We start from the raw sequence: 13,879 nt of genomic DNA on the forward strand, positions 1-13,879 counted from the left end.
GGCTACCACTGCCGGGGTGGTGATCAGCTGGAGCTTGAGAGCAATTGGTCGGCGGCGCTCTGGATGCCCTGGCTGAAGTAGGCGACGTCGGTGTAGGCGGGGGTCGGCTCCTCGCCGATGTCCCAGTCACAGTCCGAACCAGTGCTCACGATGCCGACCTGCTCCCAGACGCCGTTGGGAAGCCGGTGCAGGGCCGGCCCACCGGAGTCGCCGGGGCAGTGGCTCTTCCGGTTCACCGACTTTGCGCAGATCGTTGACCTCGGGTACTCGGGGTGCTCATCCCACCAAGGGTCGTCGAAGCACTGCTCGTCCGGCAGGAATGGCAGCTCCACCTTGTTGAGGAAGCGTTCCTGGGGGCCGCCTGACTTCTTCGTGCCCCAGCCGGTCACGGTCAGCGTTTGCAGCTGTCGGGGCTCGGTGGCGAGCCGCAGGATGGGCAGGTCCAGTGGCCGTTCCAGCTTGATCACCGCCCAGTCCGGTCCATTCCACCACTCGGTTCCGCCGAGGTGGGCGGTGGATCTGCTGATCGTTCGGTGTGGGTTCTTGAGGTCGACGGTGCCGGAGACGACGGTGAAGCTGTCGCCTGGCTGCTCATCGACGCAATGTTGAGCGGTGAGTACCAGTTGCGGATGAATGAGGGTTCCACCGCAACCCACCGGCAGGAGCCGGACCATCCACGGGAACTCACCGGGCGCGGCCCGTTCACCGCCGCTGATGGCGGCGGCCGGAGCGGCCGTTACCAGCACGGCGGCCAACGCCACCACGGCGATCAGGAGTCGTTTCAAGCGCATCTGACACCCTTCGAAAAACTAGCCGGTACGGAGGTAGAACGCCCCCAGCGGGCGTTTTCGTTGCACACCGGGGCGATCCGCCAGCAAGATCGCCGCTCCATCGATGCGCACAGCCCAAGATCGGGTGAGCTCGGCAAAGCCGCGAGCGCTGGCTATGCGCCGGAGGTTATGCAGGCGGCGAGGATGTAGCTGGGGTGTCGGTCGAGGTTGTGCGGGCTCGTCCTCCGCGAGCCGCCGTACTCGACGTGCTTGAGCCTCGTGCGGCGGTTCTATGGTGTCGCCGTGAGCAACCAGCCGGTACGTGATGCCTATTCGTCCATGTCGGCGCAGTACATCGCGCTGTTCGATGGTGGGTGGCAGACCCACGTCGATGACGCCGCCCTCGTCCGGGGCCACCTCGCCGGCCTGCCCGGCAGGGTGCTCGATCTCGGTTGTGGCCCCGGCCACTGGGCCGCCTACCTGCATTCGCTCGGCGCCGACGTAACCGGCATCGACCTGGTGCCCGAGTTCATCGACCACGCCCAAGCGAACTTCCCCGGGCCGGCATTCCGGCTCGGCTCGATGACCGAACTGGACGTCCCCGACCATTCGGTGGCCGGCATCCTCTCCTGGTACTCGACCATCCACCTGCCACCCCGGGAACTGGACCACGTGCTCACCGAGTTCCACCGGATGCTAACCACCTCCGGGAGGCTGGTGATCGGCTTCTTCGACAGCGACGACGAGGTGGCCGAGTTCGACCACAAGGTCCTCACGGCGTACCGCTGGCCGGCCGACGAGTTCTCCGCCCGCCTGACCAAGGCCGGTTTCACCGAACTCCAGCGCCTGCAACAGCAATTCCCGGACCGCCCGGACCGCAGATACGCAGCGATCGCCGCACGCGCCGCCTGAGTCCGCTGCCCAGAGTCCTACATCCGGACGATGCCGACGGTTCAGCCAGTCTCGATCATGGCAAGGGCCCCGAGGCACGAGTCGAACCGGCGGGATAGGGCGGCAGTCTGTGGCACGTCAACGCGGAATGCGCGACCGGCGTCAAGCGCACTCAACTCGGCTGCGCGCTGGGTTCTGCCCTCCCTGGCCACATAGGTTGGAGCCCGGTTAGCGGCAAATCAGTGCGTTTCGCGTCCCCTATGCTGACGCTCGGCGTCGGCCGGGCGTCGTCGGCGCAGATCGTGGCGGCCGGGACGAAGGCCAGAGACTGGGGACGAGGACATTGGCCAGCTTGGCAAGGGCGAGTCAGGACGCATGTGCTGCGGCCCTTCACCGCTACGGATTCGTCGCCAAGAGCAGAGGTCTTCTGCTTCAGACGAGTGGTTCCGGAGCAGCGTCGGGATGGCTGGGACTAAATCTCGCCACGTGGTCGTTACCTCAGGTCCTGCACATCAACCCCGTAGTCGGCGTCAGGCACGACTCTCTGGAGGCCATCCTTGTCTCAACTGCTGGTTGGTCGGCTCCCGTGGCGTCCATTAGCAGGCCACTGGGATACCTGATGCCGCAGAACACCTTCGTTCAGTGGGACTTCTCCTCGACTGGTCATCTGGCGGCGGTAGCGGAGGACCTCGCTACCGCAGTCGCGACCTACGGCCAGCCCTTCATCGACCACTGGTCCGACTGGAACACGTTCTCCCGTGAGGTCGCCAACTCCGATCTCCTCCTCGACAACGTCCGCTTCGTCATGTTGCCGGCTGTAGCCGCAGTCAACGGCGACTACGAGCTCGCGGACCGGCTGATCCGGGAGGAACTCGAGCGCACGGCAGGCGAGCAGGATGCCTATTCGAAGGGGTATCGCGACTTCGTCGAGAAGTTCCGCAGGACTGTCCTGACGCACTGATCTCGGCAGATCCGCGCATCCCGACTGCCGGCTGATTGGCGTTTCAATCGTCCTGCTCGGTCTGACGCCGGTCAGGTGTCTCGCCGGTTACCGACTGTGCGAGTTCCAGCCATCTTGGCCGCTTGGCCAGGATGGTTCCCGCGCACTGCACTGCCAGCGCCACGTGCCGATCTCCGGCCGCTCCGATGAACTCCACACCGTAGGGCCCAGGTCGTACGTCCACCACCGAGGCTCTAGCCATCTCGTGCGTTCCCCAAGGGTTCACGATCCGGACGGCGTTGTCGTCGACGGTGACTCGGGAAACGAGAACACAGAAAGCCAGCACGGCGGTCACGCCGACCAGCCCGATCCACCAGGGCAGCTCATCGGCCGGCATGCCGTCGGTCCAGCCGGGGTTGAGAAGTTCGGGGTAGAGGAAGGTCGACGCCAGCGCTATCGGCAGGCCGACCGCGACAATCCGGACCCACAACCGCGTCCGCCACACCTGGGCATGTGGGCGTCTCTTGGACACATGCACCTCCCGGCCGGGAGCATAACCACCACCTGCCAGGCGAACGCGGACCCGTGTCCGCCAGGCGGCCGGATATCCGGACGTGCCGCGGTTGTGCGTCCGCTAACGTCCCGCCTCATGGGGAGCACGAATCTATGCACCGAACGCCTTGAGCTTCGCCCGGTGCGTGACGAGGACATCGACCGGATCCTGGAGTACCGCAACCTGCCGGAGGTCACTCGCTGGCTACTGCGCACCGACGTCGACCCTGCGTCCTTCCGGGCGGCGTGGCGGCGCGCGGCGGAGGACCCCGACGACCACAGCGTGGCGGTGACCCTCGACAGCGTGGTGATCGGGACCGTCTCGCTTGATCTGGTCGACGGTATGGGGCAGCCCGGCATGCCGGCGCGGACGGAGGCCCAACTCGGCTACATCTTCGACCCGGCGTACGGCGGCCAAGGCTATGCGACTGAGGCGGTCACCGCGATGGTGGCGTACTCGTTCGACCGGCTGGGCGTCCGAAGGATCACCGCCGGCTGCTTCGCGGACAACCTCGCCTCGGTGCGGATCCTGGAGAAGGTCGGCATGCGTCGTGAGCAGCACGGCGTCGGCGACTCCTGGCACGCCGAGCTGGGCTGGGTGGACGGCTACACGTACGCCCTGCTTGCCGATACCTGGCGCCAAGGGACGGCGCCGTAGGGGTCGGGTCAGTCCGGATCGGGCATCAGGCCCTGCGCACGCAGTTCTTGGACCTGCCGCGCCGGTGGTGGCTGCGAGTCCCGGTCCGAGGGGCGCGGCCCCTCCGGGCCGTCCGGGCCGACCCGGACGAAGGTCTCGACCCGGGTCACCCGACACGGCACGCCCTGCACTTCGAAATCGTCGGTACGCGGGGGCTGGTGCGCCGCCCGGGCGCGGTGGTACGCCGCCACGAACTCCTCGATCGGGGTGTTCTCGTCCGGCAGGATCGCCGCGATGGAGAAGGACTCCGCGTCCCGGGCGGCCTGCGGCGTCGGGTACGTGGCGAACGACCGGGGCCGCCAGCTGCCGGCGACGTGCTCCCCGACGGTGTAGCCGACCGGGAGCAGCACCACGTTCGGGTGGGTGGTCACCGCCCGGCGGGAGTCGGCGCGTACGTCCTCGGGGACGCTGGTCGTCCGGTAGGACGCCGAGACCATCTCCATCCGGACGAGTCCGTCGGTGAGTCCACTGCTGGCGGTCGGGTCGATGACGAACCCGTCCGTCGGCGAGGTGCTGCGCTCCGCCTGCCCAGGCGGGTGCGGGTCCGGGTCGGTGGGTCGGGGCGGCTCCGGACCGTCCGGTCCCATCCGGATGAACGGTTGCGCCCGGATGATCCGGTAACGGCGGCCGTGGACGGTGAATTCATCGACAGGCTCCCAGTCGAGCAGCTCGTACGCCGTCTCGTACGCCGCCCGCTCGGCCGCTTGCTCGGCGGTCTGCGGTGTCTCGCTGTACAGCTTCCGGAAGTGCGACGCGAGACTGTCCCGGGCAGACTGCGGCTCGTCGGCGGTGAGCTGCAGGATCCGCCACCGGCCGTCCACCTCCTCGGCGGCGCCGAAGAACGGTGCACCCCACATGAGCTTCGGATAGGCGACCGAGCGGCGGCGGGCGTCGTCCTCGGCCACCGCCGACACCGGGTCGTCATGCTGCTCGATCCTGATCACCAGGTGATCAGGTACCTGCTCACCGCGATTGGTCATATCCGCATTGTGTTCCCTCGGCTGCCGAAATGCGGCCCCGCCACTCACACGGGAAGGGTGGGACGGCGGGTGGCCGATCTCGCGGCGGTGAGAGCGCTGGTGATGGACACCTCGCCGAGCAGGCCCGGTGCCGCGACGCTGTCGCCGACCAGCCAGACCCCGTCGCCCCGGTCGATCGCCGGACGGTCGCGCCAGGTGCGTCCGGGCAGGTCGACCGCGCCGGTACGGTGCCGTGCCGCGGCCTCGCGGCGCCACAGCACCCGTTCGCGCCAACCCGGCAGGCCGAGGTCGGCGAGCCGCTCCAACCGGGCCACCGCGTCGGCGAGCGACTCACCGGCGCGCATCGGCATCTGCCCCTGCACCAGGGTGTGGCCCGCCGGTGCCAGCGACGGATCGACCTGGGAGTACCGCTCCAGGAAGCCGCCCGCGTCGAGGTCGGAGACGACGTACCGGTCCTCGCGCCGGCTGCGCAGGCCGAGATCGAGCAGGGCGGCGCGCCCGCTCTCCCAGCGCAGGGACTCGTCGCCGAGCAGCGAACGCGCGGCGTCGAGGCTGGTGGCGACGATCACCGGGCCCGTCGGTAACTGGTCCACCCGGGAGCCGACCTCGATCCGTACGCCGAGCGTGCGGGCGTGCTCGGCCATCCGCCCGATCATCGCGCCCCAACCGCCCGTCAGGTACCGCACGGAGGGCCAGCGCGGCGCGGTGACCCGGACCAGCCGCTCCCAGACGAACGCCGCACTGAGCCGCCCGGCGTCGGTGTAGGTGAGGATCCCGGCGAGTCCGGCGGCGGCGCTCGCCGCCTCCGCGCCGAACCGTTGTTCCGCCCAGGCGGCGAAGTCCTGGTCGACGGGGGCCGACAGCCGCCGCCGGGTGAGCATCCGCCGCAGCCCGGCCGGCGGCAGGCCGTGCAGCCGGTCGCCGTGCCGGAAGCGGCCGCGGGCCAGCGCCCGCAGGGTCAGCCTGGTGAACGGTCGTACCAGTCCGCGCCGGTCCAGCCACCGGAAGGGCTCACCGTCGGAGTAGAGGGCGTGCGGGCCGTCGTTGGCCACGTACGGCGCTGCGGTCGAGCGCGCCCGACCACCGAGGGTGCGATGGGCCTCGTACAGGGTCACTGCGCTGCCGCTCTCGGCGCACGCGATGGCGGCGGTGAGGCCGGCGAGCCCGCCACCGATGACCGTGATGTTTTCCGTCATGCCCCTTCGGACGCAGCCGGCCCCACCCGGTGTGACATCGCGGCCAGCTTCTCCGGGTTGGCGAGCAGGTAGATGGTGTCGATCAGCCCGTCCCGGACGACCAGGGAGAGCACCGTGACGGGCCGGCCGTCGACCCGGGCGACAAGGGCCGGGCCCCCGTTCACGTCGGTGACGTCGATGCTGAACGATGCGGGCAGTTCGTCGGCGGACAGGAAGGCGCGTACCGCCGCCTCGGTCGACACCGCGGCGAAAAACCGGGACACCTTGTCGACGCCGTGGATCACCCGTACCGGCGCCTTCGCCTTGCCGCCGGCGTCGCTGACCAGCCGTACGTCGGAGGCCAGCAGTTCGGTCAACGCCCGCAGGTCGCCGGTGCCGCAGGCGGCGAGGAACCGTTCGGTCATCTCCCGACGCCGGGCCCGGTCCACGTCGAAACGAGGCTGCCGCTGCTGGACGTGGTCGCGGGCCCGCCGGGCGAGCTGCCGGGTGGCCGCCGGCTCGCGGCCGATGATCCCGGCGATGTCGTCGAACGGCAGCCCGAACGCCTCGCGCAGCACGAACACCGCCCGCTCCAGCGGGGAGAGCGTCTCCAACACCACGAGCAGCGCCAACTCCACAGAATCGGCGAGTTCGAACTGCTCGCTGACATCCGGCGCGGTGCTGATCGGCTCGGGCAGCCACGGCCCCACGTACGCCTCGCGCCGCGCCTTCGCCCGGCGCATCCGGTCGATGGCGAGCCGGGTGGTGACAGTGATCAGGTACGCCTTCGGGTCCGCCACCGTCGCCTGGTCCACGCCCGACCAGCGCAACCAGGCGTCCTGCACCACGTCCTCGGCGTCGGCGACGCTGCCGAGCAGCCGGTAGGCCACCCCGACCAGCAGGTCGCGGTGTGCGGTGAATACCTCGTTGGACATGACTCCAAGGACGCGTCGCAGGTCGGCCGATGTGACACCATTCTGCCCGCCACACATTCTTGCTGCCGCCGGCCGCATCAGTCGACGGAGGACAGGCTTATGATCGGCTGTGTCCGGTCTCGGGACTTGCGTGATAGGCAGGTATCAGGACCTGCATGACACCCCCGCCGAGTGGTGGGCCTGGAATGCTGACTGCGCGAAAGTGAGACCAGCCAGCCCATGCCCTTACCCGCGCACCTTGGGTTCGGCACTACCTCGGGTACTACTGCCCAGAGCACGACCATCCTGGCGAGTTCCACACCCAGACGAACCTCGAACGACCACAATCCGCTGCCTGCCAGCATTGCTCCGCGCCGATTGCACCTGTGCCTCCGGCGGGGGCCCGACGACTCCAGGATGGAGTTGCCGAACGGTTCCGGCCGTGGGTGGTAGTGGCTGGGGGTTGCAGAGGCCGAGGCGGCGTGCGTTTTTCACGGCTGGACGAATCTTCCGCCGGGCTCGTGTCACCGCTGCCTTGGGGTGAGAGCGTCGGCGCCGTCGGCCGTGCCGTAGTGGCCTCCTCGATCGGCGGCAATCCGCTCGGCCAGCGCGAGTGCGGTTACGACCTGGCCTTGCGCGCCGGCTACACCGTCTATCGTCGAGATTCTTGTGGTGAGTGCCTCGTCTCTGCGCACCATCCCGATTGCGCTGCCGTCACCGGCGCTGGTGCCCGCCAAGACGGTTGGCCCGACCATGCCGAATTGTGTGGCCATGGTCATGACCGCAGCGTTTCGCTTGGTTGGGTTTTGATCTACGTAGGGTGCCCCGGTCACCAGGACCGCCCCGTCAGCGGGACCATCGAGTCGCTCGGGTGCGGTGAGGTAGCCGGCGCTGGCGTGAGCGGATATCACCGCTGAACCGTGGGCGCTGGTCGGCGCTCCGAGCAGAACCGCGGCTAGGAGCGCGCCAGCGGTCTCGGCTCCGTTGCTGTTGCCTGGAAGAGTGCTAGACGGAGCGCTGCGGTGGGCCAGCTCAAGCAGATTCAGGTTGTTCTTTGGGTCGAAAAATGCCTCCCGGATGTCGACGGGCCCTGTTACGGCGGCGCCGGCCACTTGAAGTTTTTCGATCACATCCTTGGCGTGGTCGCGTCCGGACGGCGTCGTCAACACCACGATCCGGCGGTTGGCCAGCGTCCCGCGTAGCACGGCGGGTGCCGTGTCGTTGATGTAGTCGTCCTTGCGGCTCGCCTCTACCTGAAGGTCCTCGGTCGTCTGACGGAGCTGCTCGTTCGTCTTGTGGGCCGCACTGATCGAGTCGCTGAGCACGTCGGTAGCAAAGCCGTTTGCTGCGGCGGTGCCGAATACCGCACCGACCGCCAAGGCGATAAACACCGCAGCGAGCGAGACGATGTGGTAGCGAAAGCTGATCATCATCGTATTTTATGGGCATCCATGGCTAGGTCGCGGGGCAGGTCGTTGACGCGGCGCCCCGCCCTTGACGCTGACTCCGCACCGCGCTGGATTGCAGCACACCGCGCGCGATGAAGGCCGAGCAGTAGCCATGCCAAGATCAACGGCACGGATTCGGCACAACTGAGAGTGACAACCAATGCAAAACGTCGAGGACAGATGAGCGTGCCCCAGCAGTTCGGGGCGCGGATATGCCCGATCGGTACCGACGGCGGTGGCTCCGCCACTGCCTCCGCGCAGGCCGGCTCCGCCGGCAGTCTGGTGGTCGGTGGCCGAGTTGACCGTGTGCTCGGGCTGACGCTGGCGCTGAGAACGCTCCTGGGTGGGCACCGGCTACCGTCGGTGCCCACCCCAGACGATCAGCGGCGCTGGAGTGCCTTGACGTTGTCGCCGAAGGTCCAGCCCTTCGAGCCGTCCCAGTTGATCGACCAGGTCATCAGGCCCTTGAGGCTGCCGTTGTAGGTGTTCCACGCCTGCGCCACGGCCGAGGGTGCCATGTAGCCGCCGCCCGCGCCGACCTGGGCCGGCAGGCCGGGGACCTGCTTGTCGTACGGGACGCGGATGGTGGTGCCCTGGATGACCAGGCCGGTGTTGAGGCAGTTGGTCTGGGCGACGAAGCCCTGCACGGTGCCGGCCGGGTACGAGTCGCCGGCGCAGCCGTACATGCTGCCGTTGTAGTACTGCATGTTCAGCCACCAGAGCCGGCCGTTGTCGGCGTACTTCTTGATGATCGGCAGGTACGAGCCCCAGATCGAGCCGTAGACGACGCTGCCTCCGGTGACGTACGCGGTTTCCGGTGCCATGGTGAGGCCGAAGCCGGCCGGCATCTGGGCGAGGACCCCGTCGATGATGCGGATCAGGTTCGCCTGTGAGGTGGAGAGCTGGTTGATGTTGCCGCTGCCGGTGAGCCCGGTCTCGATGTCGATGTCGATGCCGTCGAAGTTGTACCGCTTGAGGATCGGCACGATGGTGGCGATGAACCGGTCGGCGACCGCGCTGGAGCTGAGGTCGATGCCGGCGGTGGCGCCGCCGATCGACATCAGGATGGTCAGCCCGGATGCCTTGGCCCGGCACATCTCGGCGGGGGTGGGCACCTTGACCGTGGCGTCCATGCCGTCCTGCCAGAGCACGGTGCCGTCGGAGCGGATCACCGGGAACGCGGTGTTGATGACGTTGTAGCCGTGCGCCGGGATCCGCGAGTCGGTGATCGGGATCCAGCCGAGCCCCGGGTGCACCCCGTTGGACGCACCGTCCCAGTTCTCCCAGTAGCCCTGGAGCACCTTGCCGGCCGGCTTCGGCTTGAGCGCGCAGGTGTCCGAGCCCGGCGGGGGAGTGGTGGTGGGCGGCGGGGTGGGTGTGGGCGAGGAGGTGGGGGTGGGCGTGGGTGACGGGGTCGGCGTCCGGGTCGGGGTGGGTGACGGCGTCGGTGAGCCGTCACACGGGCCGAGGTCGGTCCAGAGTGACGGGGTGGCGGCCGGGTTCCAGCCCGCTCCGACGTGCGCGGTGTGCGTGACCAGGGCCTGGTAGGTCCGGCCGTTGTAGGTGACCCGGCTGCCCGCCTGATAGGTGTTGCCCTCGGCCCAGGCCGGTGCCGTGCAGGCCGCGAGGATGGTGATCGGCGCGCCGGCTGCGGTGGGGGTGGCGGCGAAGCTGCCGGCGGCCGGTAGGGCCGCCACGGCGGCGACCAGGGCGGCGGTGGCCAGAGCGGCCGTGGCCAGCAGGGCGGATGGCACGGGTGGACGTCGCATGGCATGCCTCCTCATCGATGGGGGGAGGCTATCGTTAACTTTATTAAAAGTAAATGCGTCGATCCGCCGACCACCAGGTGCCGTGTGCCTACGGTCTCGTCAAGCCGACTGCGCCTTCGGCGGGAAGCCCTTGATCGTCACAGTTGGTATTGGTCTGTCCCGCCCCCCTGCCCCTCTGCCCTTTCGCTTTGCTCTGCTTCAACCGGCGCAACGGTCACTGCTTGTGACTGCCGCTGCCGCGTGGCCTGGTCGTGCTCCGGTGTGTTGTTGCTGGTCAGCTGCCTGTGCGTGGGTTGAAGCAGAGCAAAGTGCGAACGGAGGTGACCGGCGGCCGCCCGGCCGCAGTTACGCAGGGTCGCGGTCACGCAGGGTTGCGGCTTGGCGGGTACGACTGTCGGCCGACCAGGCGCCGCCGGGTGCGGCGATGGTCTGCGGGGTGACCGGTGGGCGCGGGTGTGGCAGCGATGCGGTTGGCGTGGGGTGGCGAGCGGCGGGACCAGAAGGGCGGCCGGTGGGGTGGCGAGCGGCGGGGCCAGGAGGGCGGCCGGTGGGGTGAGCGGCGGGGCCAGGAGGGCGGCCGGCAGGGTGGGTGGTGGCGTGGATGTCCGCCACCAGGGCGTCGATCTGGCCCTTGGTGACACCGGGCATGCAGATGACGTGGCTCAGCGGTCCGTCGGTGGCCAGCAGCCACTTCTTCCGTACCTGTACCGGTGGGGTGTCTAGGACGACGGTGAAGGCGTGCGGGTGACGCCAGGCGGGCCAGCCGGCGGCGGTGAGCTGGTCGACGGCGTACCCGGCGAGGTGTCGGGCCTCGCTGACCCGCCAGCGGTGCCCCTCGCGGCCGTGGGTGGCGATGGCGTGCCAGAGCAGGGCGGCGGCCAGGCCGCAGCGGGAACCGGTGATGGTGGTGTCGACGGTGTCGGTGTAGGTGACGTGGCCGCCGGGGGTGCGGATGCCGGCGCGGATGAGGACGACGCCGCACGGGGTCGGCGTACCGAAGAACTTGTGGCCGCTGATGGCGACGCTGTCGATGCCGCTGGTGGGGTCGAGGCGGAGCCGGCCGTCGAGGGCGAGCGGGATGCCGGACAGGGCGGCGTCCACGTGCAGGTGCCCGCCGGGGGCGTGCGGGGCCAGGATGGCGCGGATGCGGTCGGTGTCGTCCACGGCTTCGGTCATGGTGGTGCCGGCGGTGGCGACGACGATCGCCGCCCGGGTGGGGCGTCGTCGGATCTGCGCGGCGAGGTGGTCGTGGTCCATCTCGCCGTCGGGGTGGGCGTGCACGGGGATGCGCCGTACGCCGAGGATGTCGAGGATCTTGGGGATGGAGTAGTGGGCGGCGGTCGAGTGGTAGGCGACCGCTCGCGGGTGGCGGCGGTGCGCGGCGTGCAGGGCGGCGAGGTTGCCCTCGGTGCCGCCGGTGGTCACGTACCCCCATCGGTCTTCGGCGGGCATGGCCAGCGTCTCGGCGACCCAGGCGACGACGGCCCGTTCCAGGGCCTTGGTGTGGGCCGCGCCGCCGGGGTCGGTGGCGGGGTCGCCGATGTTGTTCCAGAGCCGCCGGCCCAGGCGGGCCATCACCTCGGTGTGGTCGAGGTCGACGGCGCCGGGGAACCCGATGCTCGTCGGTGCAGCCGTGTCGGCCCGGTCGACGAGCTGGCGGAGTACGGCGTCGACGTCGATCTGGCCACGGCCGAGGTCGACGACCTCGGCGAGGGTCGGGGTGTCGGTCACGGGTGCCGCCCCGGGAGCAGGTGGGCGGTGAGTACGTTGTGCAGCAGCCCGAGTTTCCGCCACACCTCGCGGGTGTCGTGGTCGCCCTGCTCGGTGAGGTCCTGATGCGGGTTGTAGTGGCTGACCCGGTCGGGGTCGAGGGTCTTGGTGCAGCGGATGCCGTCGACGCCGAGGCGGGCGTGCGGGTCACGGTCGACGTGCAGGGCGGTGCCGTCGGTCAGCAGCGTGTAGCACTGTCCCTTGAGGTCGAACGCCGACAGCCGACGGCCGCCGACCGGCACGCCGCGTAGCGTCCGGGCGACCTGGTGCCAGCGGCCGTGGTCGGTGTCGAGGGTGGTGACACCGACGCCGACGTAGACCGCACCGGCCGGCGGGCTCATGTCGCCGCCGTTGACCATCGACCGTTCCGGGCCGAGGGGATGCCAGCGGCGTTCGGCGGCGGTGCAGCGGGCGACGTTCTCCGCCGCGATGTCCGCCAGGTCGCCGAGCAGCCGGGGGAGGTCGTCGGCTTCGGGCGAGGCCAGCCACAGCCGGTACGCGGTGTGCAGCCGGTAGCCGTGCGGCTCGGTCGGGGCGTCGGAGACGAGGAACAGCATCACCCCGTGCGGGCCGAGCGCGTCGCGCTGCCCGTACCGCTGGTCTGCCTCGATCAGGTGGCCCACGTTCAGTCGCTTGGCCCGGAAGACGATCTGCCGGCGCAGGTCCGCCCAGCGACGGGCCTGCGGCGACACGGTGGCTGCGTGAGTTGTCATCGGCTGCACTTCTCAGATCGAGACGTTGATGGTGTCGGGTACGGCGTGGGTGGTCGGCGTGCCGCGACCGATGCCGGCGTACACGTCGGGGCGGGCGGTGCGCAGGTGCCCGGCCCATACTCCGCCGGTGACGGCGGCGGCGACGATGATCGCGGGCAGCAGGTACGGGTACGCCGATCCGGGTGCGGCGCCGAGCAGCGACCCGACGTTGCCGATCATCGCGGCCAGCACCGCTGATCCGGCGAACACACCCAGGGCGGGGGCCAGCCGCCACTCCCATAGGCCGGGTCGACGGCCGCGCACGGTGGCCGGGGCGGTCATCGCGGCTGCCGACGCGGCCAGCAGCAGGCAGAGCAGCCCCATCGCGCCCAGCGTGGACAGCCAGGTGAACATCGCCGCGACGGGATCGGCGCCGCCGAGCGCGAACGCGCCCACCACGACCGCCGCGACGGTGGTCTGGGCCAGTGACCCGCCGCGCGGCGCGCTGACCCGGGTGCCGTTGCCGGCGTGCGCGAGGCCGGCGGGCAGCACTCCTTCGCGGGCCATCGCGAAGACGTACCGGGCGACGACACTGTGGAAGGCCAGCATCGAGGTGACGATCGCGAGAACCAGCAGCACCTCCGCGAGCGGCACCCACCCGCCGCCGACGCGCGCCAGCACCGAGAACGGCAACCCGGCCGCCGGATCGGCGGCCATCCCGGCGACCGCGCCGGGACCGACCGCGACGCCCATCGCCCAGGCGGCGAGGGTGTACACCCCGCCGAGTACGACGACCGCGCTGATGGTGGCCCGGCCGACCGACCGGCGGTCGGTGGTCTCCTCGACCAGTGAGCCCGGTGCGTCGACGCCCATGAACGCGGCCACGCAGAACGCGACCGCGCCGCCGATGCCGCTGACCGCCAACCCCGACGCGTCGAACCCGGCCCAGGACAGCTCGCCGCCGGCCGGTCGCCCCACGGCGGCCAGCACGAACACGGCGACGATCAGCAGCGAGGCGGCCAGCACGGCGACCAGGACCCGGGTGGAGAGCACGATCGCCCGTACGCCGAGCACCCCGACGACGGTCAGCGCGATGCCGGCCCACACCCACCACGCACCGCCGAGCGTGGCGGCGACCGTCGCGCCGAACAGCCCGTAGTGAGGTCGGGCCGCAGCGCGGTGCTGGTCTTTCGACCGGTCCGTTTCTGCGGCCCGCCTCCCGAACCGGACGTGCGGCTTTCACCGCATCCGGCTCTCCACGAGCCCGTTCAGTTGGGTCAT

General features: G+C 69.9%; 12 protein-coding genes and 1 pseudogene. 3 read left to right on the forward strand and 10 right to left on the reverse strand.

Annotated features, from left to right (window positions below):
* Positions 1-23 precede the first annotated feature (23 nt).
* Entirely contained in the window at positions 24-761 is a 738-nt protein-coding gene (locus tag AB0M52_RS19180; RefSeq protein WP_363955199.1) for a serine protease, read from the reverse strand.
* A gap of 312 nt (positions 762-1,073) precedes the next feature.
* Between AB0M52_RS19180 and AB0M52_RS19185 the strand changes: the two genes are divergently transcribed.
* Positions 1,074-1,682, forward strand: a complete 609-nt coding sequence (locus AB0M52_RS19185; RefSeq protein WP_363955202.1) for a class I SAM-dependent methyltransferase — start codon at positions 1,074-1,076, stop codon at positions 1,680-1,682.
* 598 nt (positions 1,683-2,280) lie between these two features.
* The gene (locus AB0M52_RS19190; RefSeq protein ID WP_363955205.1) at positions 2,281-2,622 is read left to right on the forward strand and encodes a hypothetical protein; all 342 of its coding nucleotides are present in this window, start codon (positions 2,281-2,283) and stop codon (positions 2,620-2,622) included.
* Between the two features lie 43 nt (positions 2,623-2,665).
* Here AB0M52_RS19190 and AB0M52_RS19195 read toward each other — a convergent pair whose 3' ends face one another.
* Positions 2,666-3,133: a hypothetical protein gene (locus AB0M52_RS19195; RefSeq protein WP_363955208.1), complete on the reverse strand. Its 468-nt coding sequence runs from the start codon at positions 3,131-3,133 to the stop codon at positions 2,666-2,668.
* A 117-nt stretch (positions 3,134-3,250) separates the two neighbouring features.
* Here AB0M52_RS19195 and AB0M52_RS19200 point away from each other — a divergent pair, with 117 nt between their 5' ends.
* Entirely contained in the window at positions 3,251-3,811 is a 561-nt protein-coding gene (locus AB0M52_RS19200) for a GNAT family N-acetyltransferase (protein WP_363955211.1), read from the forward strand.
* 8 nt (positions 3,812-3,819) lie between these two features.
* Here the strand turns inward: AB0M52_RS19200 and AB0M52_RS19205 are convergent, their stop codons facing one another.
* The 8 genes and pseudogenes from AB0M52_RS19205 to AB0M52_RS19240 all read right to left on the reverse strand — a co-directional run.
* Complete coding sequence (locus AB0M52_RS19205; protein WP_363955214.1) at positions 3,820-4,830, reverse strand: DUF5954 family protein; 1,011 nt, start codon at positions 4,828-4,830, stop codon at positions 3,820-3,822.
* A gap of 44 nt (positions 4,831-4,874) precedes the next feature.
* Complete coding sequence (locus tag AB0M52_RS19210) at positions 4,875-6,026, reverse strand: NAD(P)-binding protein (RefSeq protein ID WP_363955217.1); 1,152 nt, start codon at positions 6,024-6,026, stop codon at positions 4,875-4,877.
* Positions 6,023-6,940, reverse strand: coding sequence for an RNA polymerase sigma factor SigJ (gene sigJ, locus AB0M52_RS19215; protein ID WP_363955220.1), 918 nt, complete (start codon positions 6,938-6,940; stop codon positions 6,023-6,025). The genes AB0M52_RS19210 and sigJ overlap by 4 nt, the downstream gene beginning before the upstream one ends.
* A 503-nt stretch (positions 6,941-7,443) precedes the next feature.
* Positions 7,444-8,349 carry a copper transporter gene (locus AB0M52_RS19220; RefSeq protein WP_363955222.1) on the reverse strand — a complete coding sequence of 302 codons (906 nt, stop codon included), beginning with the start codon at positions 8,347-8,349 and terminating at the stop codon, positions 7,444-7,446.
* Between the two features lie 398 nt (positions 8,350-8,747).
* Positions 8,748-10,136: a glycosyl hydrolase family 18 protein gene (locus AB0M52_RS19225; RefSeq protein WP_363955225.1), complete on the reverse strand. Its 1,389-nt coding sequence runs from the start codon at positions 10,134-10,136 to the stop codon at positions 8,748-8,750.
* Between the two features lie 345 nt (positions 10,137-10,481).
* Complete coding sequence (locus AB0M52_RS19230) at positions 10,482-11,867, reverse strand: histidine decarboxylase (protein WP_363955227.1); 1,386 nt, start codon at positions 11,865-11,867, stop codon at positions 10,482-10,484.
* On the reverse strand, positions 11,864-12,619 hold the full coding sequence (locus AB0M52_RS19235) for a hypothetical protein (protein WP_363955230.1): 756 nt from the start codon (positions 12,617-12,619) through the stop codon (positions 11,864-11,866). Before AB0M52_RS19235 ends, AB0M52_RS19230 begins: the two co-directional genes overlap by 4 nt.
* A gap of 12 nt (positions 12,620-12,631) precedes the next feature.
* A pseudogene (locus tag AB0M52_RS19240) lies at positions 12,632-13,756 on the reverse strand (APC family permease); the annotation flags it as partial.
* Between the last annotated feature and the right edge of the window lie 123 nt (positions 13,757-13,879).

Source organism: Micromonospora sp. NPDC051296, from assembly GCF_040682255.1.
Lineage (GTDB): Bacteria > Actinomycetota > Actinomycetes > Mycobacteriales > Micromonosporaceae > Micromonospora > Micromonospora craterilacus.